The organism is Marinococcus sp. PL1-022, from assembly GCF_033845285.1.
Lineage (GTDB): Bacteria > Bacillota > Bacilli > Bacillales > Marinococcaceae > Marinococcus.
The window spans coordinates 771,022-789,737 of record NZ_JAWXCX010000001.1; the positions used below are offsets into that span (position 1 = coordinate 771,022).

Annotated in this window: 25 protein-coding genes and 1 riboswitch; of the genes, 16 read left to right on the plus strand and 9 right to left on the minus strand. The window is 46.6% G+C overall.

All coding sequences use genetic code 11. From position 1 onward, the window contains the following. Nucleotides 1-28: 28 nt before the first annotated feature. Nucleotides 29-256, minus strand: coding sequence for a DUF1659 domain-containing protein (locus tag SIC45_RS03885; RefSeq protein ID WP_319631131.1), 228 nt, complete (start codon nucleotides 254-256; stop codon nucleotides 29-31). A 123-nt stretch (nucleotides 257-379) separates the two neighbouring features. On the opposite strand from SIC45_RS03885, the gene SIC45_RS03890 reads away from it, so the two are divergent. Further along, a complete protein-coding gene (locus tag SIC45_RS03890) occupies nucleotides 380-1,018 on the plus strand; it encodes an SDR family oxidoreductase (RefSeq protein ID WP_298783643.1) in 639 nt (212 codons plus the stop codon). Between the two features lie 69 nt (nucleotides 1,019-1,087). Beyond that, nucleotides 1,088-1,687 (plus strand): type II CAAX prenyl endopeptidase Rce1 family protein, encoded by a 600-nt coding sequence (locus tag SIC45_RS03895; protein WP_319631132.1) that lies wholly within the window; start codon nucleotides 1,088-1,090, stop codon nucleotides 1,685-1,687. Nucleotides 1,688-1,707: 20 nt separating this feature from the next. Here SIC45_RS03895 and SIC45_RS03900 read toward each other — a convergent pair whose 3' ends face one another. Continuing rightward, on the minus strand, nucleotides 1,708-2,604 hold the full coding sequence (locus SIC45_RS03900) for an LCP family protein (protein ID WP_319631133.1): 897 nt from the start codon (nucleotides 2,602-2,604) through the stop codon (nucleotides 1,708-1,710). Nucleotides 2,605-2,738: 134 nt separating this feature from the next. Further along, a riboswitch (M-box (ykoK) riboswitch) is annotated at nucleotides 2,739-2,906 on the plus strand. Nucleotides 2,907-3,028: 122 nt separating this feature from the next. Here SIC45_RS03900 and mgtE point away from each other — a divergent pair. Continuing rightward, the gene (gene mgtE, locus SIC45_RS03905; RefSeq protein ID WP_319631134.1) at nucleotides 3,029-4,387 is read left to right on the plus strand and encodes a magnesium transporter; all 1,359 of its coding nucleotides are present in this window, start codon (nucleotides 3,029-3,031) and stop codon (nucleotides 4,385-4,387) included. A gap of 132 nt (nucleotides 4,388-4,519) precedes the next feature. Next, on the plus strand, nucleotides 4,520-4,993 hold the full coding sequence (locus SIC45_RS03910; RefSeq protein ID WP_298783652.1) for an RrF2 family transcriptional regulator: 474 nt from the start codon (nucleotides 4,520-4,522) through the stop codon (nucleotides 4,991-4,993). A 128-nt stretch (nucleotides 4,994-5,121) separates the two neighbouring features. On the opposite strand, the gene SIC45_RS03915 is transcribed toward SIC45_RS03910, so the two are convergent. Both SIC45_RS03915 and SIC45_RS03920 read right to left on the minus strand, forming a co-directional pair. Further along, nucleotides 5,122-5,775 (minus strand): potassium channel family protein, encoded by a 654-nt coding sequence (locus SIC45_RS03915; protein WP_298783654.1) that lies wholly within the window; start codon nucleotides 5,773-5,775, stop codon nucleotides 5,122-5,124. 79 nt (nucleotides 5,776-5,854) lie between these two features. Beyond that, complete coding sequence (locus SIC45_RS03920) at nucleotides 5,855-6,247, minus strand: hypothetical protein (RefSeq protein ID WP_319631135.1); 393 nt, start codon at nucleotides 6,245-6,247, stop codon at nucleotides 5,855-5,857. A gap of 343 nt (nucleotides 6,248-6,590) precedes the next feature. On the opposite strand from SIC45_RS03920, the gene SIC45_RS03925 reads away from it, so the two are divergent. The 7 genes from SIC45_RS03925 to SIC45_RS03955 all read left to right on the plus strand — a co-directional run bounded on the left by SIC45_RS03925 (nucleotide 6,591) and on the right by SIC45_RS03955 (nucleotide 11,929). Next, on the plus strand, nucleotides 6,591-6,884 hold the full coding sequence (locus tag SIC45_RS03925; protein ID WP_319631136.1) for an IDEAL domain-containing protein: 294 nt from the start codon (nucleotides 6,591-6,593) through the stop codon (nucleotides 6,882-6,884). A gap of 155 nt (nucleotides 6,885-7,039) precedes the next feature. Beyond that, a complete protein-coding gene (gene dcd / locus SIC45_RS03930; RefSeq protein WP_298783660.1) occupies nucleotides 7,040-7,576 on the plus strand; it encodes a dCTP deaminase in 537 nt (178 codons plus the stop codon). A gap of 163 nt (nucleotides 7,577-7,739) precedes the next feature. After that, nucleotides 7,740-8,411, plus strand: a complete 672-nt coding sequence (queC, locus tag SIC45_RS03935) for a 7-cyano-7-deazaguanine synthase QueC (RefSeq protein ID WP_319631137.1) — start codon at nucleotides 7,740-7,742, stop codon at nucleotides 8,409-8,411. Next, nucleotides 8,408-8,848, plus strand: a complete 441-nt coding sequence (gene queD / locus SIC45_RS03940; protein ID WP_319631138.1) for a 6-carboxytetrahydropterin synthase QueD — start codon at nucleotides 8,408-8,410, stop codon at nucleotides 8,846-8,848. Before queC ends, queD begins: the two co-directional genes overlap by 4 nt. Then, nucleotides 8,849-9,568, plus strand: coding sequence for a 7-carboxy-7-deazaguanine synthase QueE (gene queE / locus SIC45_RS03945; RefSeq protein ID WP_319631139.1), 720 nt, complete (start codon nucleotides 8,849-8,851; stop codon nucleotides 9,566-9,568). Nucleotides 9,569-9,583: 15 nt separating this feature from the next. Then, a complete protein-coding gene (queF, locus tag SIC45_RS03950; protein WP_298783668.1) occupies nucleotides 9,584-10,075 on the plus strand; it encodes a preQ(1) synthase in 492 nt (163 codons plus the stop codon). 129 nt (nucleotides 10,076-10,204) lie between these two features. Continuing rightward, nucleotides 10,205-11,929, plus strand: coding sequence for a pyruvate oxidase (locus SIC45_RS03955; RefSeq protein ID WP_319631140.1), 1,725 nt, complete (start codon nucleotides 10,205-10,207; stop codon nucleotides 11,927-11,929). A gap of 17 nt (nucleotides 11,930-11,946) precedes the next feature. Here the strand turns inward: SIC45_RS03955 and SIC45_RS03960 are convergent, their stop codons facing one another. Beyond that, nucleotides 11,947-12,255: a YtxH domain-containing protein gene (locus SIC45_RS03960; RefSeq protein WP_319631141.1), complete on the minus strand. Its 309-nt coding sequence runs from the start codon at nucleotides 12,253-12,255 to the stop codon at nucleotides 11,947-11,949. Further along, a complete protein-coding gene (locus tag SIC45_RS03965; protein WP_298783674.1) occupies nucleotides 12,248-12,703 on the minus strand; it encodes a DUF948 domain-containing protein in 456 nt (151 codons plus the stop codon). The genes SIC45_RS03960 and SIC45_RS03965 overlap by 8 nt, the downstream gene beginning before the upstream one ends. Before the next feature lie 279 nt (nucleotides 12,704-12,982). Here SIC45_RS03965 and SIC45_RS03970 point away from each other — a divergent pair, with 279 nt between their 5' ends. Then, nucleotides 12,983-13,426 carry a DUF2188 domain-containing protein gene (locus SIC45_RS03970; RefSeq protein WP_319631142.1) on the plus strand — a complete coding sequence of 148 codons (444 nt, stop codon included), beginning with the start codon at nucleotides 12,983-12,985 and terminating at the stop codon, nucleotides 13,424-13,426. Nucleotides 13,427-13,546: 120 nt separating this feature from the next. Here the strand turns inward: SIC45_RS03970 and SIC45_RS03975 are convergent, their stop codons facing one another. Further along, complete coding sequence (locus tag SIC45_RS03975; protein WP_319631143.1) at nucleotides 13,547-13,831, minus strand: 4a-hydroxytetrahydrobiopterin dehydratase; 285 nt, start codon at nucleotides 13,829-13,831, stop codon at nucleotides 13,547-13,549. Nucleotides 13,832-13,855: 24 nt separating this feature from the next. Beyond that, nucleotides 13,856-14,713: a dimethylarginine dimethylaminohydrolase family protein gene (locus SIC45_RS03980; RefSeq protein WP_319631144.1), complete on the minus strand. Its 858-nt coding sequence runs from the start codon at nucleotides 14,711-14,713 to the stop codon at nucleotides 13,856-13,858. 241 nt (nucleotides 14,714-14,954) lie between these two features. Here SIC45_RS03980 and accC point away from each other — a divergent pair, with 241 nt between their 5' ends. From accC to accB, 3 genes are read left to right on the plus strand one after another with little or no spacing between them, the layout of a single operon-like run. Then, a complete protein-coding gene (gene accC, locus SIC45_RS03985; RefSeq protein WP_298783681.1) occupies nucleotides 14,955-16,316 on the plus strand; it encodes an acetyl-CoA carboxylase biotin carboxylase subunit in 1,362 nt (453 codons plus the stop codon). Between the two features lie 23 nt (nucleotides 16,317-16,339). After that, nucleotides 16,340-16,972, plus strand: a complete 633-nt coding sequence (locus SIC45_RS03990; RefSeq protein ID WP_319631145.1) for a TetR/AcrR family transcriptional regulator — start codon at nucleotides 16,340-16,342, stop codon at nucleotides 16,970-16,972. A 29-nt stretch (nucleotides 16,973-17,001) separates the two neighbouring features. After that, nucleotides 17,002-17,487, plus strand: a complete 486-nt coding sequence (accB, locus tag SIC45_RS03995; protein ID WP_319631146.1) for an acetyl-CoA carboxylase biotin carboxyl carrier protein — start codon at nucleotides 17,002-17,004, stop codon at nucleotides 17,485-17,487. A 48-nt stretch (nucleotides 17,488-17,535) separates the two neighbouring features. Here the strand turns inward: accB and SIC45_RS04000 are convergent, their stop codons facing one another. Continuing rightward, a complete protein-coding gene (locus tag SIC45_RS04000; RefSeq protein WP_298783688.1) occupies nucleotides 17,536-17,976 on the minus strand; it encodes a hypothetical protein in 441 nt (146 codons plus the stop codon). Nucleotides 17,977-18,139: 163 nt separating this feature from the next. Between SIC45_RS04000 and SIC45_RS04005 the strand changes: the two genes are divergently transcribed. Continuing rightward, nucleotides 18,140-18,706, plus strand: a complete 567-nt coding sequence (locus SIC45_RS04005) for a hypothetical protein (protein WP_319631147.1) — start codon at nucleotides 18,140-18,142, stop codon at nucleotides 18,704-18,706. The last annotated feature ends 10 nt before the right edge of the window (nucleotides 18,707-18,716 follow it).

Sequence of the window (18,716 nt, forward strand, 5' to 3'; positions counted from 1 at the left end):
CCTCCTGTGTCTGAAATTACTGCCGGCTTTACAACGACGGAGCCGGGGCCTGCATGTTGTACTCATTGTTGCGCTGTACACTTTGCACGACGTGAGGCTGGAGAACAGCAATGCCATCCGCAATTTCCTGCAGATCGTCGTCTGAAATCTCAGGATTGATATTGCGGAATGTTTTTCGTTTGTATTCGCCGCTGCCGTCTTCGCCGGGGCCTAAATAAAACTCAAAAGAAAGATTGGTTTTTGTTAATTGAGCCATGTTTCTCACCTCCTTTCACCGTATATATTGACGGGCCGAAGCAAAAGGGGGGAGGCAGCTGTGTTTATTTTATGGTGGTTATGGGAATATCACCATGGAATGTTAATCGAAGGAGGATTTACAATGAACGTACTGGTAATCGGAGCGAACGGAAAAATTGCACGCCACCTGGTGGAGGAATTGAAGGAAACGGATCACCATGTAACGGCGTTAATTAGAAAAGAAGAACAATCAGAAGAATTGAAGAGCCTGGGGGCGGACGAAACGATAGTCCGTGATCTGGAAGGAGATATTTCCGATGCTTTTGCCGGTAAAGATGCAGCCGTCTTCGCTGCTGGGTCAGGCGGTCACACAGGACCGGATAAGACCACTATTATCGACTTGTGGGGCTCGAGAAAATCGGTAGAAGCCTCCAAGGCCCACGGAGTGAAACGCTTCATCCAGGTAAGTTCGATGAACACGGATGAACCGGAGAACGGCCCGGAAAAAATGCGCCATTACTTCATTGCTAAACGTGTAGCTGATGACTACCTTGAAGAAAGCGGTCTTGACTATACTATTGTAAGGCCGGGAATGCTGACAAATGACGATCCAAGCGGCACAGTGGAATTAAAACAAAAGCTGAATGAAAAGGGTGAAATTCCACGTGCGGATGTGGCAAAGGTGATCGCGGCATCCTTGGATACGCCAGGTACTATCCGCAAAAAGTTTGATCTGATCAGCGGCGATCAGGAAATTGTTGCAGCACTTAACGAATTATAAGAAGATAAGCAAACAGCCGGCTGTCCAGAGCCGGCTGTTTTTACATAATGACCGTAGGAGGAAGCAGCCATGATAAACAGTTCAGGCCCCCGAATTTCCGGAGGCGCCCTATGGTTAAACTTTTTTCTGCTGTTTGCAGTGGGTATTGTTATTATTGCTGCTGTGTTTCAGGGGGAGACCCTGATGTACATAAGCGGCTTGTTTCCATTTAATACGGCTGCCGCCGATAGCTTTACCGGAGCCTGTACGGGAATAGCAGCAGGGTTTTTCGCCTGGGGGGCATACAAAAAGCAGTGGTTTTCTGTGCCGGACAATGCATATACCGATCTCTTAAAAGAACTGATCCGCCGCCGGGGGAGCTTTTGGGCTGTGACAGCCGGAGCGGCGGTGTCAGAAGAAATACTGTTTCGGGCAGCAGTGCTGGGAACGCTGGTTCTTGTACTTCCGGATATCTTTGCTTTGTGTGCTGCTTCATTTATTTTCATGCTGGTGCATGTGCCTCAATATGCCGGCCAGCAGCTGATTCATGCATGGATTTTCGCTCTGGGACTGCTGCTTGGCAGCCTGTTTTTATGGCAGGGAACGCTCTGGGGGGCTGCAGCTGCCCATGCCGGATACAATGCGGTTTCCTTTCTTATTTGGAAACGAAGTGAGGCCCTTCAGGAATAAAAATACTGAACCGGTGGAGGTCAGTAGCTTTCGCCTGCCTGATGACGCTCGAGGCGCAGCTGTGCTTTCTCCTGTTCTTCCGAAGGGACGAGATAATAGCTTATCCCATTCTCTTCAGCGGAAGCTCCCTGAATTTCAGTCGTCTGTATCTGGGCGAGGGCAGGAGTATAGTGATAAGAAAAACTGCGGATATCCTGAAATGTCATATCCGTGTGGATGTGATCACCGAGGGCGTAAAGCAGTTCTTCCGCTTTCTGAAGTGTAGCCGGACTCTTTGCTTTCTCAAGCAGCGCTTCGAGCACCTGCTGCTGGCGGGAATTCCTTCCTAAATCACCCCGCGGATCCTGCTTGCGCATACGGACGTAGTACAGGGCCTGATCGCCATTTAAGTGCAGATCCCCCCTCGTGTAGGTGAAGGGCTCTCCTTCATCTTTGACGAATTCCAAATCGTTTTGAACTGTAACTCCGCCGTAAGCATCAACGACCTCCTGGAATCCTTCCATATCGGCTTCGACCGTAAAGTCAATGGAGGTGTCGAGAAACTCTTCCGCTGTTTTTTTTAGTAAAGGCATCCCACCATAGCTGTAAGCGTGATTTATTTTATCCGTGCCTTCTCTTCCTGGAATAGACACCCTGGTGTCTCGCGGAATATTAAAAAGCAGCGTGGATTCATTGCCGGAATGGACAGAGATAATCATAATAACATCAGCACGGGAAGCTGTTTCTTCTTTATCTGTACCCGCTATTAGAATAATCTGTGGTCCGGAAACGGTAGTAGGTTCTTCCGGCGCTGTTTCTGAGGTGATCTTCTCTTTTTGTCCGGCAGTTATAGTGTAATAATAATAAAAGAGGCCGCCGAGAGATAGGAAGCATGTGAGCAGGAAAGTGATCATAAAAAACAAGTATACGCTCCGCATAATTGACCGTCCTATCTGTAAAAGTCAAAATCTCTATCTTTATATCGGCAGAAAAGGGAAGATGTCCAGTAGGAAAGCTTGCTCCCTGCGTTGACAAAAAGAGAGCGTAACGTTATATTCAACGTTACTGCTAATTATAATCTCGTTAGGTGAGGCTCCTGTGTAGATATAGGCTTCTGCCCAAAAATGTCTAAAGACGCCAATGGGTCAACAGAATCCATCGAATTAAGGTGTTTTCTAATGAAGCTGGATAATACATTTTTATGCTATGCAGTGCTAAAGCTCGACGAAGGGGAACAGAACGGGCATATACGATGACTGGCTGATTATGCACGTCTTCCCAGCGATGGAAGGCGTTTTTTTGTTTGAAATAAGTGTCAGGCGGAAGAAGTGCAGCTGCCTGGCCTGGAGAGGAGGAAAGAGGATGGAGAAATTAAACGAACAGGCACGCGAAGAGTTCGTGGAACTAATAGCGGAGTCGTTGCAGCAGGAGCGCATAGAAGCGTTTCGTGAATTATTTTTAGATCTGCATCCTGCGGACCAGGCAGAAGTGTTTCTCGAGCTTGATGAAGAACGGTCAGTGGTTTACGAATTTTTGTCTCCGGAAGAATTTGCCGAAGTGTTTGACAGCTTTGAACCTGAAGTTCAAAAAGAGGTAGCTCTGCAGCTGAACGACCAGTATGCTGCTGAAGTATACAACAATATGTATGCTGATGATGTCGCTGACTTTCTGGGAGAGCTTGAGCCAAGGCAGATGACCCATATTCTGCAGGCGATGGACCAGGAGGATGCCAACGACGTACGGGAATTGCTGGCCTATGAAGAGAAAACGGCCGGGGCCATTATGACAAAGGAATTTGTGTCAATTAAAGCAGCGGATACGATTGATGCAGTCATTGAACAGCTGCGACGGGAAGGGCCCGACGCAGAAATGATCTATTATCTGTATGTAGTTGACGAGCGGGATAAGCTGGCCGGAGTAGCATCGATCCGCGATTTGATTGTAGCGGACTCAGACCGGACCGTGGCCGAAGTGATGAGCAGCCGGGTCGTATCTGTGCATGTAGAGGACGACCAGGAAGAGGTCGCCCAGCTGATACAGAAGTATGATTTTCTGGCAACGCCTGTTATAGACAGTGAAGGCAGGCTTGTCGGAATTGTAACGGTGGATGATGCGCTTGATGTACTTGCGGAAGAAGCATCAGAGGACATTGGAGAAATCTCCGGCTCCCGTGGCTCGACAGACGTGAGCGTTAACGCCTTTAAAGCAGCAAGACTCCGCGCTCCCTGGATTATTCTGCTGATGTTTTTAGGGCTGTTTACCGCCCAGGTGATTGGCTGGTTTGAAAGCACGCTCGAGAGTGTCGTTTTGCTTGCAGCGTTTATTCCGATGATTATGGGATCGGCCGGAAACACGGGCACGCAGTCGCTTGCTGTATCCGTGCGTGCGCTTGCCACGGGAAACATCGAACGAAAAGGGCTGTGGCGGACGATCAGCCGGGAATTTTCCACGGGTATTATGATTGGGATCGCCTCAGGTATTGTAATTACGATATTATTGTATCTTTTTTACGGGGAGCCCCTGATAGGAATTATTGTTGGTTTTTCCATTATGGTTTCACTGGGAGTCGCAAGCGTTATCGGTACGCTTGTGCCGCTTGTAATCAACAAGCTTAAGCTCGATCCTGCCATTGCTTCAGGACCTTTTATTACAACGCTCACCGATATTATCAGCCTGCTGATTTATTTCACGGTAGCTTCGTCACTCATCCAGAGTATTTAAGGGCAGGTTTTTCCAAAAGAATGATGAAAAAGGGGAGGCGCTGTCTCTTCTTTTTTTGTGGGCAGTTAATTAGATTAACATTTACGGGTTGTGATAAACTAACACTATCCTGGATGAAAAGGAGCGAGGGCTTTGCAGTTAACAACCTATACGGATTATGCATTACGGATGGTAATGTACCTGGCTGCTCATGATGAAGACGAGTCCCTGCATAGTATTAAGCAAATATCAACTGCATACTCCATTTCATACAACCATCTGACAAAGGTCGGGCATGAGCTGTCGAAGCTTGGCGTCATTCACACGGTGAAGGGCAGAAACGGAGGAATTCGTCTGGCCAAAGAACCGGAGGAAATCAATGTTGGCTGGATTGTAAGGCAGACAGAAGATAATCTGACGCTCGTGGAATGCTTTGATCCGGAATCGAACCAGTGCATTTTAGCAGGCAGATGCCGGCTCCAGGGTATTTTGGGAGAGGCACTGAAAGCGTATTTGTCGGTGCTCGATAAGTATACGGTCAAAGACATCACAGCGAACAAGGAAATGCTTCATGGCCTGTTTGCAGCGTCAACGGCAAAAAACCAGCCGCCGATTTCTTTTTCTTAAGAAAAGATATCATCGTGCTTGCCCCGGTCACGGTGACATTCGTTAATCATCCAGGAAACTAATTATACATAATAAAGCAGCAGCCCGTGGATATGGGACTGCTGCTTCTTTCATGGCCTAAATAAAGGTTAGTTTGTTTCTTCAAACCGCCGCAGGTCGTTATTGTGGCCGATAGCAATAAGTACGTCTTCTTTATAAAGACGATCCTGGGCTGTTGGAGATATATTAACGTCTTTTCCGCGGCGAATGCCCAGAACGGTGACGCCGTATTTGGCCCGGATATCGAGCTGGGCCAGCGTCTTTTTATGCATGGACGCCGGTGCGGTAATTTCTATAATAGAATACTCTGCGGAGAGTTCGATATAGTCGATGACACGGTCAGAGACGAGGTGCTGGGCAATACGGTTGCCCATGTCATGCTCCGGGTGGATAATCTTATCTGCCCCAATTTTATCGAGAACCTTATGATGGTGAAAGTTCTGTGCTTTTACCCAGACCGAAGGGATATCCATCTCCTTTAGTAAAAGAGTGCATAAAATGCTTGCCTGAAGATCATCACCAATAGCGACAATCACGTGATCAAAATTTGTAATCCCTAGGTTTCTCAGCTCTTTTTCATCTGTGCCGTCGGCGACGGCGCTGTACGTAGAATGATTGGTAATGTCGTCGAGTTTTTCTTCATTATTGTCAATGGCCAGTACGTCATGACCGAGCTTGTACAATTCTGTACTGACGCTGACACCGAACCGTCCGAGACCGATAATGGCAAATTGTTTTTTCACACGGCTTTCTCCTTTTTCCGAAGCTTGGGGTCATTTTCCTGTAATGGTATCGTTAATGTACCGCCGCAGCCATGATTTGTCAAACAGAAGCCGGATGCAGGACTTCATCATCTGTTAAAGCGGAACGGCCGGAGAAATACAGATGAAGACAGCGCTCGGTCTGCTTTTTTAAATTAACATTTAAATGGGAAGTCCGACCCGAGCCGCCGTTAAGATAGTACACGTAGTGCGTGAAAACACCGTCATTTTCTTCAAAAACGACCTGTATATTCTTTTTTTCCATGTAGAGGCGAAGCTGATAGAGATCGTGCTGAAGAGCATTGGAAGCTTGTTGGAATAAGCGTTCGTAGGGCTCCTGGAGACGAACATCAGAAGATTTAAGCGCCTTCGTATCGAGCGCCAGTACTTTTTTCACAATAGGAAGGAGAACAGCGTAATGGATAACGATATGCTCTTTTTCTGTCATAACCATTTCTGTTCTCTCCCTTCGTTACTGGTTAAATCTATTATACGAATATACGTTCCCGTTTTTCAACAGAATTTTTCGTCTGCACTGAATTTTTTCAACTGTATAACTCGAATTTTTCTGGAAAATGGTCTATAATGATATTATGTAAGCGGATACAATAAATTGTTATTCTTCACGGAGTTGTCGGACAATTAGTTTTATTGGCGTTAAAGATGGGTATAGTGCAGTACACACAAAATTATTGGCAATCAATAGAGAGGCATTGGGAGGCCATGCGCGCGTCGCCCGCTTTAAAAAAGATCAGCGCCCGGCGGGTGCTGCAATAAGAACAGGGGGTTCGGCGAATATGTTACATCCAACTCATGAACAGCACTTTATGAAAAAAGTGAAACCAATCCAAAATGGAAGAAGACCTTCAAGGCAGATTCTTCAGTCTCTATATGCTCAAATGATGATGGAGTACGCTGTGTTTGAATTTAACAGAGAGCGGCTTCTGCGCAAAATTGATGACTCCCTGGATATGCATGACGAAAAAGCTTTTAAGGAATGGACAGGGGCTTATAAAGAATTGATGAGCGAATATAAAGATGGCAAGGTATTATTCGAGCAAGGCTATAAATTAGAGCTTGAATTTGAATAAAGACTTATATCAGCATCCTTTGGGCTCCGCCTGAGGGGTGCTTTTTCATGGCATGATAGATCAGGAAAAGCTATTGCCGGTTGTCACGGTGTTGGCGTTTTTTTGCATTGTTCTTTATACTGGGAAAGAAAAGAAACGAAAAGGAGGCAGAGCTGTTGATACTTTCCGATCAAACAATCCGCTCAATGATGGCACAGGGCGATCTTAGTATCGATCCATTAGAGGACCACCAGATTCAGCCGGCATCGGTGGACATTCGTCTGGGCACTCATTTTCTGAAAATCGACGAGAACGCTATCGAATCCATTCAACTGGACCGGCCCGCTAAGTATGTAGAATTTGAAAGCGATCAGGTAATTATCCCCCCGCATTCGTTTCTGCTTGCGACCACAAAGGAATACATCAGACTTCCTCAGCACATTACGGCCTTTGTAGAAGGAAGAAGCTCTATCGGGCGGATGGGACTCTTTATTCAAAATGCAGGCTGGGTGGACCCGGGGTTTGAAGGGGAGATCACACTTGAGCTCTACAACGCCAACCGCCTGCCGATTCGTTTAACGTCCGGAAGGCGGCTTGCCCAGCTTGTTTTTGCTGAGATGGATCAAAAGGCCGGAGCGCCTTATGCGGGCAAATACCAGGGACAGCGGAATGCGATGGGAAGTCACGCCTTTTTGGATCAGGAAAACGAATAATGCTGAGCCATACATAGTTAAAATGAGAAATAACGATTCAAACGACTCGTGACCTTTACTGTTCACGGGTTTTTTCGAGGTAAGCGTGAGCAGAGGCACAGGTGAAAAAAGATGTTATAATGGGAGCGCTGTGAAATGTTTTGGTGGAAAGAGGGAATAACAATTGGGTTTTCAAAATGATAAAGCGGTCGTTGTTTTTAGTGGGGGACAGGACAGTACTACTTGTTTGTTCTGGGCACTGGAACAATTTGAAGAGGTCATTGCCGTAACTTTTTCTTACGGACAGCGGCACGATGAAGAAATAGAAGTAGCAAAGCGAATTGCTGAGGATATAAATGTGGAGCATCATGTGCTGGATATGGGGCTCTTAAGCCAGCTGGCACCGAACGCGCTGACTCGCGATGATATTGACGTGGAGGCAGGAGAGGACGGGGAGCTTCCTTCTACGTTTGTAGAGGGGAGAAACCTGTTGTTCTTTTCTTTTGCGACGATTCTTGCTTCGCAGAAAAAGGCAAAGCACATTGTGACAGGCGTATGTGAGACAGATTACAGCGGGTATCCGGACTGCCGGGATGTATTTGTGAAATCATTGAATGTCTCGTTAAATCTGGCTATTGGCAAAGAGTTTGTGCTGCATACACCTTTAATGTGGCTCGATAAAAAAGAAACCTGGGAGCTTGCCGACCGGCTCGGAAGGCTTGAGTATGTGAAGGACGAAACGCTCACCTGCTATCACGGCATACCGGGGGACGGCTGCGGGGAATGCCCAGCCTGTAAACTGCGCCGTGCAGGCTACGAGCAATATATGGAACAAAAAGAAAGGAAAGGATTATGATTTATTCGTATTACCCACAGTGGCCGCACGACTATCGGTACGAATTAAACAAGGACATGCATCTAAGTGCGGCACACTATATTCCCTCCGAAGACGCGGGAAAGTGCCGCCGGGTGCATGGACACACCTATACAATCAACGTGACAGTGGCCGGCGATGAATTGAACCGGAACGGGTTTTTAATTGATTTTACCGTTTTAAAAAAATGGATCCATAAACGCTATGACCATACGCTGCTGAATGACCATCCGGAGTTTGCCAGTGAGGAAACCGAGGCTGCCTACCCGACGACAGAAGTAGTCGCCCAGGTGATCTGGAAAACAGTGCAGCAGAAGCTCGATGAAACGCCGAATACACCTAAATGCCTGCAGGTACTCGTCAGGGAGACCCCGACAAGCTATGCGGTCTTCCGGCCCAAAGAGGGGGACTTTGCTTAAATGAAACCAACACCTGTACTGGAAATATTCGGTCCGACAATCCAGGGCGAAGGCATGGTCATCGGGCGGAAAACAATGTTTGTACGCACCGGTGGCTGTGACTACCGGTGCTCCTGGTGTGATTCCGCCTTTACATGGGATGGTTCACAAAAAGCCGTGGCGATGAGTGCGGAAGCCATTTATGAAAAGTTAAAAGAAGCCGGCGGCAGAAGCTTCAACCATGTCACTATTTCCGGAGGCAATCCTGCAATGCATCCCGGTCTCGGAGAGCTTGTAGCGCTTTTGCAGGAGCAGGGCATCGAGACAGCGATTGAAACGCAGGGCTCAATCTGGAATGACTGGGTGAAGGAAATCGATGAAGTAACAGTTTCCCCGAAGCCGCCGAGTTCGCTGATGAAAACGGATTGGGCCAGGCTGGATTATTATATGGGAGAACTGCGTCCACGCAGGGAAAAAGAAGTCAGTCTGAAGGTGGTCGTTTTTGATGAAGGCGATCTGGATTATGCGATGGAAGTACATGAGCGTTATCCTGCCGTAACAATGTATCTGCAGGTAGGAAATGACGATACCGTAACACCGGAGGTAGAAGAGCTGAGAGACCATCTCCTCGCTAAATACGAATGGCTTACAGAAAAGGTCCTGCAGGAGGAACGTTTAAACGGGGTGCGGGTGCTGCCGCAGCTGCATACGCTGCTCTGGGGAAATAAACAGGGAGTATAAGGAGGAAAAACAGAAATGCCGGAAAGAGAAGATATTGAACAACTGGATCAGCTGGGAAGCGAAAAAACGGCGTATACATTTGAATACGATCCTTCTCTGCTTGAAGTATTTGAAAACACCCACCCATACCGGGATTATTTTGTGAAATTTAACTGTCCGGAATTTACCACCCTCTGCCCGAAAACAGGACAGCCGGATTTTGGCACGCTGTATATCAGCTACATTCCGGACGAAAAAATGGTGGAAAGCAAATCGCTGAAATTGTATTTATTCAGCTTCCGAAATCACGGGGGCTTTCATGAAGATTCAATCAATACGATTGTAAATGATCTGGTAGAATTGATGAATCCCCGCTATCTGGAGATATGGGGCAAATTTACCCCTCGTGGCGGCATTTCAATTGATCCATTTGTAAACTACGGCAGAGCCGGGACTAAGTACGAGCAGCTTGCAGAAAACAGGCTGTTTCAGCACGATTTATACCCTGAGCCGGTGGATAACCGCTAAGCCTTTCCCGATATGGGAGAGGCTTTTTCTATAGGGAAGGGCAATGGTTCAAAGGTTTGAAGTAAATAAGAAGAGGGGTAGAGAAGTAAGGAAATATGAAAATTCGTGAAAACAGGAGGAGCAGGCAGGATGAGCAATCAAACAGCGGGAAATAAAGTGGTCGAAATACTTAAAGAATGGGGCGTAAACCATCTATACGGCATGCCGGGGGATTCCATCAATGAGTTGATAGAAGAATTGCGCAAAGACGAAGACGGGATGAAGTATATCCAGATTCGTCATGAAGAAACGGGCGCTCTTGCCGCAGCTGCGTATGCGAAGCTGACGGGAAAGCTGGGTGTTTGTTCTTCGATTGCGGGGCCTGGAGGAGTTCACCTATTAAACGGGCTGTATGACGCGAAAAGAGATAAAGTGCCGGTGCTTGCCCTGGTCGGCCAGGTGGACACGACAATCATCGGCACAGATAACTTTCAGGAAATCCAGCTGAATCAGATGTTTGCTGACGTCAGTGTATTCAACGAGCGTGTTCAGAGTGCTGAACAGCTTCCCGATATGCTGCATCAGGCGATACGTACGGCCTACACAGAAAAAGGAGTATCGGTACTCGTTATCCCGGATGATATTTCGGCTGCAGAAATAAAACGTGAACTCCCGATATCTTCCGGAGTGCTTGCGAAGCCGAGGATCCGCCCGGAAAAGGAAGACATGGTGGAGGCTGCCAGGCTGCTGCACGATGCGCAGAAGCCGGTGATACTGGCGGGAAAAGGTGCCAGGTACAGCACTGACGAACTGCTGATGTTTGCTGAACATATCCAGGCACCATTGGTGTCTACACTGCTTGCAAAGGGTGTCGTGCCGGACGAGCATGAGCACAGCCTGGGACAAAACGGCCAGATTGGAACGACACCAGCATACGAAGCGGTGCAGGAAGCCGATTTGATAATTCTGGCCGGCACCTCTTTTCCTTATCGGGAGTTTATGCCGAAAAATACCAAAGCAATTCAAATTGATATCGACCCCAGAGCGATAGGGAAATACTATCCTGTAACGGTAGGTCTGGTCTCTGAACTCGGTCCAGTGCTTCAATGGTATACGGAAAATCTTGAACGCCGGGAACCATCCTCCTTTATGCAGAAATATAAAGATAAAAGAAAGAAGTGGTGGGACGAGCTTGATAAAGATATGACAGAAGAGACTGATAGGCTGCAGCCTCCGCAGGTGATTCATGAAGTACAGCAGTTTTTGGAGGAAGACGCGGTAGTCTCTGTCGATGTCGGAAATGTCACCGTATGGGCTACGCGCTATTTAAAGCTGAAAAAACAGGAGTTTGTGATCTCCGGATGGATGGCTACGATGGGCTGCGGCCTTCCTGGCGCGATTGCCGCCAAAGCGGCCTGGCCTGAAAAGCAGACAGTCATGCTTGCCGGAGACGGTGGTTTTGCTATGGGAATGCAGGATTTTGCCACTGCTGTAAAGTACAGACTTCCAATGATTTGTGTCATATTTAATAATGAAAAGATTGGAATGATTGAATACGAGCAGCAGCAAATGGGTCATCTGGATACAGAAACAGACATCAGTGGGATGAACTTTGCGGCATTTGCCAAAGCATGCGGCGGTGAAGGCTACCGTGCCAGCACAAAGACCGAGCTTCATGAGGCACTGCAAAAAGCAGTACTTGCCACGAGGCCGGTAGTTATTGATTGCGTCGTGGATATGCAGCCACCGCTTCCAGGCCGGGTATCTTATCAGCAGGCGGTGCACTACAGCGAATTTATTATTAAAAATGTTTTTGAACGTGGAGAGCTTTCGCTGCCGCCGCTGAAAAAAGGATGGAAGCGAATAAAAAAATAAAAGAAAACCAGCTGATTTTATTTATCAGCTGGTTTTTGCATTGATTGATACTGCATACTTGATGCACCTTTGATACGGGCTTCCAGACGGATATTATCGAGTTTTCCGTGAAGCAGTTCATACCGGATCTTTCCGGATTCGTACAGCTTGTCGGAACGGGCATTCGCCTTCCCTTTTATCCTTGCAGGTGTCTGCTGGACAGTGCCTGCTCCGGAAGATACTTTGCGGCGGTAATCTTTTCCGCTTTTCGGAGCGGTGAGCAGACTGGCAAGCACTGACACAGCGTACCCCGCAGCAACCCCCGACCATAGGCTCTTTTTATGCATTTCCTGTATTCTCCTCTTTCCAGTCCTTAATGGCCTGGCGCTTCTGGTACATATAGTATCCTAAAGCAAGGCTGCCGTAAAGGCCGCCAAGAGCCTGCTCATTCACTTTGCCTTTACCCTCGGTGGAGCTTCGTTTCATGCCTGCTGTCATATCAACAAGGCTTGAAGTGAGCTTTCTCGAAGCTTCTCCAGCGTCACCTACAATATAAAACAGCGGACTCAACGAGTGGAGCTTTTCATTTACATCCAGAATCGTTTCGTTGCTGTTATGTAAAATCAGCTCCGATTGATTCATCACCTGGTCGAGTTGCTCCGGCAGTTTGTCTACTGTTTCGTTCACCCCATTCAATGTTTTAGTGAGGTTGCTTAAGACGCGTGCCAAGAAAATAACTAATACTGCAAAAGCTATTGCGATGATTAGTAGAGCTATGCCACCGATCATACCCATGATTCACCATTCCTCCTTACAATAAATGCGATTAATCCTACAGCCTAATAAATGGTACCATGATTCATAGCAGAGCACCAGGGCGTGCGGATCATATAATAGTGTCTAACTCTCTCGTACCCTGCTTTTTAGAGCCCTAAACAGTTTCTCTTATAAATTACCGGAAAGAAATTGGCGCCTGCAGGCATTAAAGAGATGGCTTTTGGGTGAAATCCTGTTTTTATATGCATATGATGCGGGAAGAGAAAAGTAATAAAAAATAACGAGGAGGAAAAAAACATGCCCTGGACCATGAATGACTATCCTTCATCCTTAAAAAACTTAGACAAGCCGGTAAAGAAAAAAGCAATCGATATTGCTAATTCGATGCTCGACGACGGGTACGATGAAGGCCGTGCCATTCCAATCGCGACTGAGCAGGCAAAAGAATGGTACAGCAATGCTTCTAAAGAAGAAGTGACCGAATTCATGGAGGAGGAAGATCCGAAATCCCGGGACGGGGAAGAAAGCAGTTCTGACCCGGAACTGATGGAAAAGGCGGAGCTGGTAGAAGCACATGAAGACGGCTGGGCTGTACGGGCAAAAAGTGCGAAAAAACCGGATATAGTCTATGGCAGCAAATCAGAAGCTATCGAACGTGCAAAAGAAGTGGCAGAAAAGAAAGGTACAGAAGCCATTATTTACAAAAAGGATGGCACAGTAGAAAAAAGACATTCCTATTAGACTAAAAAGAGCAGCTGCCCAGGACGCAGCTGCTCTGTTCAATGGTCATAGGAAACAGGACAGCGGCCAGGTTTTTTATCCGGCAGCTGTCTTTTACAAGCTATTAAAAAAATCCGCGACTTACTGAACGTCTTCAGCGAGTCGTTCCACTTCTTTTGCAGTATTGAAATCTTTTTCAGTAACGCCGCCCTGATCTACCGTGGTAAAGGAAATAGTAACCTGCGTGTGATCAATGGTGATTTTAGGATGATGCTGCACATTCTCTGCATGCGCTGCCACTTCTTTAACAAATTCAATACCATTCAGGTAATCAGAAAATTTATATTCCCGTACAATGGCCCTGTCCCCGTCGCTATTCCAGTTTGGCAGATTGCTCAGTTCATTTTGGATTTCTTCTGCAGACATGATCATTGTTCCACATTCCCTTCCTTATTGGTGATTTTTTCTCTCCCGTCTTAAAGGGAGAGTAGTACATCTGAAAGAGCCCCCGGATTTAATAATTTCATCGTAGGAAACTTCATGAACTATAAAACCATATTCCCGTAATTGTTTGTTAACATGCATATTTTCCGGCAGTGATATAACATGGCGGCGTCCGAGGGAGAATACATTAGTCCCCAGCCGGCTCTGTTCCGCTTCTGGTACAGAAATAATATTAAAAAACTGTTTGACTGTTTCCAGGCTCTCCGTTTCAAAGGCCGGTTCATAAGCAATAGCAATAGAGCTGTCCAAGATATTAAAGATACAGTCCAGATGCAGATGGCGGTTGTCAAAATGAACCGGAATAATCCGCTTATCAGGACAAGCCTTCTGAAGTTCGTCGAGGCCTTCTTTAGATGTCCGGGAGCTTTGGCCGATAAAAAGAAGCTTTTCCGAAAGCATAACGTCGCCGCCTTCGATGGTGCCGCTTTTTAAATGGGTGCATTCCCCGTAACGCTGTTCGTACCAGTCTGCTAATGCCGTGGTTTCTCCTGAGCGAATAGAAGTACCCATATTTGATACAATTAATTGATCATCAACCACAAAACCAATATCCCGGGTGAAGACCTGCTCGGGCAGAGAGGCGGAGGCGGGCAGAAAATGCACAGAAGCTCCGAATTCCTGAATGACAGCCGTAAGCTGGTTATGCTGTAATACTGCTTTTTCTATATCAATATCAGTGGAAGCGTACTGCTTCTGCATTTCGTTTATTACTTCCTTAATAGCCATATGCCTGGGTTCGCACATGATAACGTCCGCTAAAACAGAATATTCATCTTCCACATACGCAGTTATGGTGTTGGTCAAAACAACCCGCTCCTTTTCTCTTTAAACATACATTATACCAGACAAAACGACGGGAATTATGTATGCTTAACGGAAAGAAAAGAAAAGTTTTAAAAAAATTGTTGAGAAGAATTGACAAAAGGAATAAAATGAAGGGTAGCATAATTATGAAAAATCCTTACATATCAAGGGTTTTCGAGATAGATCGTCAGCGGGGCCGGAAATCAGCCGCTGGTTGTTTACAGAAAGAGAGGAACGAAGTATGTTTAAACGAATATTAATAGCCAACCGCGGCGAGATTGCAGTTCGCATTATAAGAGCCTGCCGGGAACTTGGAATTGAGACTGTAGCCGTATATTCAGAAGCAGATAGAGATGCCCTGCATGTTCATATGGCAGACGAAGCTTACTGTGTGGGGCCGTACGCTTCCTCCGAAAGCTACTTAAAGATGACTAATTTAATTTCCACTGCTTTAAAGACAGGAGCGGAGGCTATTCATCCAGGGTACGGCTTTTTAGCAGAGAACGCTGAATTTGCCGAGATCTGTGCAGATCATGACATTACGTTTATCGGTCCTTCTCCAGAAGCTATCCGCCGGATGGGAACAAAGGACGTAGCGAGAGAAACAATGAGAGATGCAGGGGTGCCGGTGGTCCCGGGAAGCAACGGATTGCTTGATGAAAACACAGACGTTCACGCACTCGCAGAGGATATCGGTTATCCTGTGATGATCAAGGCTACTGCCGGCGGCGGTGGAAAAGGAATGCGGGCAGCTCAAACCGCTGAAGACCTGGACAAGTGCATCCAGATGGCCCGCCAGGAAGCTGAAAGCTCCTTTGGGGACGCCGGAGTTTATATGGAGAAGCTGGTCGTGGAGCCAAGGCACATTGAAATCCAGGTTATGGCAGACAGTCATGGAAACGTTATCCATCTAGGAGAAAGAGACTGTTCGATCCAGAGACGCCACCAGAAGCTTGTAGAAGAGGCCCCGTCGCCGGCGCTCGATGAAGAGACGAGAAAGGCAATGGGGGAAGCTGCCGTACAGGCTGCAAAAGCAGTGGATTACTGCGGGGCAGGCACAGTGGAATTCCTCTTGGATGCACATAAAAAGTTTTATTTTATGGAGATGAATACGAGAATTCAGGTTGAGCACCCTGTGACAGAAGAAGTGACCGGTGTTGATTTAATTAAAGAACAAATTTATGCAGCTGCCGGCCATGAACTGCAGGTGAAGCAGGAAGAAATTGAAATTGAAGGATGGGCGATGGAATGCAGAATCAATGCAGAAAGTCCGGCAAAAAATTTCAGGCCTTCTCCCGGAAAGCTTGAACTTTATCTGCCTCCTGGCGGACTCGGTGTACGGGTGGACAGTGCGATGTATACAGGATTTAAAATTTCTCCCTACTACGATTCAATGGTAGCCAAGCTGATCGTGCGCGGAAAAAACAGGGAAGAAGTGATTGCCCGGATGAAGCGGGCACTGCTTGAATTTGTCGTAGACGGAGTCGATACGACGATCCCGTTTCACCTGAAGCTTTTGAACCATGAAGATTTCATTTCCGGAAACTTTACTACAAACTTTTTGGACACCCATTCTATTATGGAAGAAGAAAACAGTGTCTAGCATATAGGAAGGCGGAAGGATCGATGGCGACCAGATCGACAAAAAAGCGGATTACGGATGCAGCGTTAGAGCTGTTTGAAGAATTTGGCTTCCATGCGGTCACCGTCGATCGCATTGTGAAACAAAGCCATACATCCAAAGGCGGTTTTTATCACAATTTTACGTCCAAAGAAGAGCTTTTGTACACTATTCACGAATCCTTCATCACCTATGTGCTTACAAAAGCAGACGAAGTACAGTCCAGATATGACACGCCGGCTGAACGGTTATATGAAGTGATACGCTCGTTTGTCCGTATGTTTGAAGTGTACCGTCCGCATGTAACAGTGTTTTATCAGGAAGGAAAGCATTTGTCTGCGGATTACTTTAAACGGCTCGAAGCTAAACGGGATGAATACAAGAACACGATGTTTCAATTGGTCGAAAACGGCATTGAGGAAGGCGAGTTCCGAAAGGAGCTTCCAGTGCCTATTACGTCGATGGCGATATTTGGAATGATGAACTGGACATACAAGTGGTACAAATCAAGCGGACTGTACTCACTTCAGGATATCGCAAACATATTTGGCGATCTGGTGATGAATGCGGTCCTTACCGAAGAAGCCAGAAAACAGCAAAAATATCAGCATTTTTTCTTGAATTCAACGCATGTGTAAGTGTTTATTTTTGAGAGGAGAGAACCCTAATGTATTCTATTGAAGAAATTAAAGAGCTCATTCAGGCAGTGGACGAGTCCTCAGTCGGAGAACTGGAGATCCGGAATGATATGAAAGAAAAGGTTACTATACGTAAAGAGGCAGCGATGCGCCCTGTGGCACAGCAGACCACAGCTCCTTTGCCGCAGCCATCCGCCCAGCCGGCACCGCAGCAGTCAGAAACGAAAAAAGAAGAAACACCGGATGAGAGCAGAAAACAGGAAGTGGATTCCAATTATTATGAAATTACATCGCCGATGGTAGGTACGTTTTACCGTTCGCCTTCACCAGAAGCAGGCGTTTATGTGGAAAAGGGAGCTGCAATTAAGCCGGACACCATCGTCTGCATCGTAGAGGCAATGAAGTTAATGAATGAGCTTGAAGCAGAAGTCACTGGAGAAATCGCCGAGATTTTAGTGGAAGACGGAGAGCTGGTAGAATACGGACAGCCTCTTTTCCGGGTGACTCCTTCATAAAAAATATGCTCCGGGACTGAGAAGCCCCCGGAGCATATTTGTATTTGTTCAGGAAAACGAAGCGCCGATAAACATCAGAAGAACACTGCTGAAGCTGAGAACAAAAGGAACATTGGCCACAAAGGAAAACTGTCGGTGCCAGAGAACGAACAGCTGATCGATCGTAAAAAATAAAACAGCGGCGAAAATCCCCATGAGTGCGATGTTCCAGTGCTGGGAAAAAGCATAAACAAAAGCTCCGCCAATCATGTGAAGAACAAGTGAGACCTCGGGGAGGCGCCTGAAGAAAAGGTTGGTAATCCAGTCTGAACAGATCGAAAGAATAGTGCCGTAAACAATAATTGGTACGAGTGAAAAAAAGCCATAGATTGTATAGCTGTGCATTAAGTCAGCCAGGTTGCTGTCCCCGTTTGTCGTAAAGGGGAGGACAAGAGCCATAACGAATAAAAAGAGTGCCCAGACGGCCAGTGAGGTGTGCAGTTTATTCATCAACGATCCCCCCTGAGGTATTTAAGTTTGTATTACCGCTTTCATATAGAACTAAACCCGTATATAGGTTCGAGGATAAAAAGCCTCTGGTTCTGATCGAAAGAGAGGATATGATACGATAGGAAAGGAATTTTTAACGAAGGTACAAAGAAAGGGTTAGACAATGATTTGGACAATAACTCCATGGGTTTTTTATGTCATATGCGCCATTGTTACATTAGTAATAGGAGCAGCAGCAGCGTATGCGCTCCACCGGGCTGGCGCTAACCGGTCAAAGCGGATAGAACGGCTGCTTTCCCCGCTGCTCGCTGTTTTTATGGTGGGATTATTTTTTTATTTAAGCTTTAGTTTTGCCGATCGTCTGCAGCCGGGAGAACAATTAATAACTACAGACAGCCTTGAAGAAGCACAGGAAACAAAAGCAATTGTCCCCCTTGGTTCTTACGCGGTACTCGATAACGTATATGCTTTTGGATATTATAAAAATGATCAGTGGGATGGCAGAGATGTTCTAGTCAATATTCAGGTAACGGACGAAGAAGCCTTTCTAAAATCGTACGAGCCCTATATAGCTGGAAACAGCCTGTTTTTTAACCACTCCCGGGTGGAGTTTGAAGAAGCGTATGAAAAGGAATGGCAGTCACCCGCCGAGGAAGCCCAAAGCCGGCTGCTGGACGGGGAGAGCCTGAAGCTGGACGGGGTAACAATTGAAGCTGAGCAGACAGAATAGTATTCAAGGA

What these genes read in the sequence shown, in the direction of transcription:
- SIC45_RS03885 (WP_319631131.1), bottom strand. Translation starts at nt 256, where the DNA reads ATGGCTCAATTAACAAAAACCAATCTTTCTTTTGAGTTTTATTTAGGC.
- SIC45_RS03890 (WP_298783643.1), top strand. Translation starts at nt 380, where the DNA reads ATGAACGTACTGGTAATCGGAGCGAACGGAAAAATTGCACGCCACCTG.
- SIC45_RS03895 (WP_319631132.1), top strand. Translation starts at nt 1,088, where the DNA reads ATGATAAACAGTTCAGGCCCCCGAATTTCCGGAGGCGCCCTATGGTTA.
- SIC45_RS03900 (WP_319631133.1), bottom strand. Translation starts at nt 2,604, where the DNA reads ATGCGGAGCGTATACTTGTTTTTTATGATCACTTTCCTGCTCACATGC.
- mgtE (WP_319631134.1), top strand. Translation starts at nt 3,029, where the DNA reads ATGGAGAAATTAAACGAACAGGCACGCGAAGAGTTCGTGGAACTAATA.
- SIC45_RS03920 (WP_319631135.1), bottom strand. Translation starts at nt 6,247, where the DNA reads ATGGTTATGACAGAAAAAGAGCATATCGTTATCCATTACGCTGTTCTC.
- SIC45_RS03925 (WP_319631136.1), top strand. Translation starts at nt 6,591, where the DNA reads ATGTTACATCCAACTCATGAACAGCACTTTATGAAAAAAGTGAAACCA.
- queD (WP_319631138.1), top strand. Translation starts at nt 8,408, where the DNA reads ATGATTTATTCGTATTACCCACAGTGGCCGCACGACTATCGGTACGAA.
- queE (WP_319631139.1), top strand. Translation starts at nt 8,849, where the DNA reads ATGAAACCAACACCTGTACTGGAAATATTCGGTCCGACAATCCAGGGC.
- queF (WP_298783668.1), top strand. Translation starts at nt 9,584, where the DNA reads ATGCCGGAAAGAGAAGATATTGAACAACTGGATCAGCTGGGAAGCGAA.
- SIC45_RS03955 (WP_319631140.1), top strand. Translation starts at nt 10,205, where the DNA reads ATGAGCAATCAAACAGCGGGAAATAAAGTGGTCGAAATACTTAAAGAA.
- SIC45_RS03960 (WP_319631141.1), bottom strand. Translation starts at nt 12,255, where the DNA reads ATGCATAAAAAGAGCCTATGGTCGGGGGTTGCTGCGGGGTACGCTGTG.
- SIC45_RS03965 (WP_298783674.1), bottom strand. Translation starts at nt 12,703, where the DNA reads ATGGGTATGATCGGTGGCATAGCTCTACTAATCATCGCAATAGCTTTT.
- SIC45_RS03970 (WP_319631142.1), top strand. Translation starts at nt 12,983, where the DNA reads ATGCCCTGGACCATGAATGACTATCCTTCATCCTTAAAAAACTTAGAC.
- SIC45_RS03975 (WP_319631143.1), bottom strand. Translation starts at nt 13,831, where the DNA reads ATGTCTGCAGAAGAAATCCAAAATGAACTGAGCAATCTGCCAAACTGG.
- accC (WP_298783681.1), top strand. Translation starts at nt 14,955, where the DNA reads ATGTTTAAACGAATATTAATAGCCAACCGCGGCGAGATTGCAGTTCGC.
- SIC45_RS03990 (WP_319631145.1), top strand. Translation starts at nt 16,340, where the DNA reads ATGGCGACCAGATCGACAAAAAAGCGGATTACGGATGCAGCGTTAGAG.
- accB (WP_319631146.1), top strand. Translation starts at nt 17,002, where the DNA reads ATGTATTCTATTGAAGAAATTAAAGAGCTCATTCAGGCAGTGGACGAG.
- SIC45_RS04000 (WP_298783688.1), bottom strand. Translation starts at nt 17,976, where the DNA reads ATGAATAAACTGCACACCTCACTGGCCGTCTGGGCACTCTTTTTATTC.
- SIC45_RS04005 (WP_319631147.1), top strand. Translation starts at nt 18,140, where the DNA reads ATGATTTGGACAATAACTCCATGGGTTTTTTATGTCATATGCGCCATT.